The organism is Endozoicomonas sp., assembly GCF_051008435.1.
In the GTDB taxonomy this organism is placed as follows: domain Bacteria; phylum Pseudomonadota; class Gammaproteobacteria; order Pseudomonadales; family Endozoicomonadaceae; genus Endozoicomonas_A.
In genome coordinates this window covers 1-1,735 of sequence record NZ_JBPCXO010000088.1, presented here as the reverse complement: position 1 = coordinate 1,735, position 1,735 = coordinate 1, and the positions used below count along the sequence as shown (strand labels likewise).

Below are 1,735 nucleotides of genomic sequence, written 5' to 3'. Positions count from 1 at the left end.
TGAGAGCCATCAGCCAGTTGAGAGCCATCAGCCAGTTGAGAGCCATCAGCCAGTTGAGAGCCATCAGCCAGTTGAGAGCCATCAGCCAGTTGAGAGCCATCAGCCAGTTGAGAGCCATCAGCCAAATTTTCCATCGAATATCCTGATTTGTTGTTGGTATTATCGAGAAATTTTCTGTCACCCATTCAAGGGTGATTAAGGGGATTTCTTCTTTTTGGTCTGACACAATTGATACTGTAAATCATTGTGAACTTATAAACTAAATGTTGACCAATTAGTCAGACTTTGGGAGTTTATGCCATAGATACTACGGATCAATCAATACATTGATCTGGAACAATACCTATAGCGGAAGAAAAATGTTTGGGTGGGTTTGCCCTGCAGCAAAGTAATTCACCAAAAAAAATCGCTAAAGATAAAAAGAATAAATCGGAGTTTTTCATGGACCACAGGGATAACAACTACCCCAGAGACTTAATAGGGTATGGAGATACCCCGCCTCACCCTCAATGGCCTGAGCAGTCACGGATTGCGGTTCAGTTTGTGATTAATTATGAGGAAGGCGGTGAAAACTGTGTGCTCCATGGTGACAAAGCATCAGAAGCTTTTCTTTCTGAAATTATTGGTGCGCAGTCTTATGAAGGCATGCGACACATCAGTATGGAATCCATCTACGATTATGGCGCCAGAGCCGGTTTCTGGCGACTGCACCGCATCTTCACCCAGAGAAACATTCCTGTGACGGTTTATGCCGTGGCCATGGCCATGCAGCGTAACCCTAAGGCCGTTCAGGCTATGCTCGATGCTGATTGGGAGATAGCCAGTCATGGCTACCGCTGGATTGATTACCAGTTTCACGACCTCGATGAAGAGCGTGAACATATGCAGAAAGCCATTCAAATCCATACGGAGATGACCGGAAGCAGACCTTCAGGATGGTATACCGGGCGTTGCAGTCCCCAGACAGAACAGCTGGTGGCAGAAGAGGGGCATTTTCTCTATCACGCTGACAGCTATGCAGATGATCTGCCTTATTGGGATACACGATTCGAGAAAGATCAGTTGGTAGTACCTTATACACTGGACTGTAATGATATGCGCTTTGCCACAGCCCAGGGTTTTAATTCCGGAGAGCAGTTCTTCAGCTATCTGAAAGATGCCTTTGATGTGCTTTATGAAGAAGGTGCAGAACAGCCAAAGATGATGTCAGTAGGTTTGCATTGTCGCCTTGTTGGGCGGCCGGGCCGAGCTGCTGCATTGATGCGTTTTCTGGATTATGTGCAGTCTAAGGAAAAAGTCTGGTTATGTACCCGAGAGCAGATTGCTCGTCACTGGCATAAGCAACATCCCTGCAAAGTCACTGAGAAAGAGATACCGAATACTATTGAACCTGCTTGAAAATAGAAGAAGAGAGTATCTGGCGTATCTTGATGCTTCTGAGGAATAGACAGGTCAGTCTCCCTTGAAAGAAAAAAATTGCTTCTGATCCATTTCATTCTTTGGCATCATTCGCCATGCAAAGAAGCTGAATAAAAAGACGTATGACAAGGATTCTGTTATGACTGCTTATATTTCTCCTCACGTCAATCAATCAGACACTCATCAAGGCTCTAGGAGCCTGTCGGACTTACCACTGACCTACTGCGAAAAAGCCGGATTTGGCCATTTTCTATGATTCTTTTCGTTGAATAGCTCGCTATTCGCCTCAAATAATCATAAAAACTGTCTCAAACCG

The 1,735-nt window shown here is 45.0% G+C and carries 1 protein-coding gene; it reads left to right on the top strand.

What is annotated here, in order from left to right:
• Nucleotides 1-441 precede the first annotated feature (441 nt).
• The gene (gene puuE / locus ACR2PX_RS03955) at nucleotides 442-1,398 is read left to right on the top strand and encodes an allantoinase PuuE (protein ID WP_433998064.1); all 957 of its coding nucleotides are present in this window, start codon (nucleotides 442-444) and stop codon (nucleotides 1,396-1,398) included.
• Nucleotides 1,399-1,735 lie beyond the last annotated feature (337 nt).

Coding starts and splice junctions, on each gene's coding strand:
- puuE (WP_433998064.1), top strand. CDS start 442: ATGGACCACAGGGATAACAACTACCCCAGAGACTTAATAGGGTATGGA.